The organism is Clostridium sp. UMB9555A (assembly GCF_030222355.1).
GTDB classification, from domain to species: Bacteria; Bacillota; Clostridia; order Clostridiales; family Clostridiaceae; genus Sarcina; species Sarcina perfringens.
In genome coordinates, this window is the sequence record NZ_JASORQ010000049.1 from 1 (window position 1) to 240 (window position 240).

Genomic DNA, 240 nt, shown 5'->3' on the forward strand with positions numbered 1-240 from the left:
GCCGCCTTTACGCAAAGCAGCGAGAACTTCTGCGACGACAGAACGCGATATGCGTGTACGTTGATGGATATAATTCATCACACCAATACGTGATCGCAATTCTTCATTCCAGTCAATCATTGATAATAATGTTGCGCGGATTTGTTCGTAGGAATTATGCCCAATGAGCTGCACGTCGCGTAATTCCAGAATTCTATTTTGCCAGGCTAACCAGTAAAAAGCGTCTCGCCAGAGTTGATT

General features: G+C 44.6%; 1 protein-coding gene. It reads right to left on the bottom strand.

Annotation, left to right across the window (positions count from 1 at the left end):
• On the bottom strand, positions 1-240 hold a 240-nt coding region (locus QP548_RS16910), incomplete at both ends, for a helix-turn-helix domain-containing protein (RefSeq protein ID WP_284905667.1).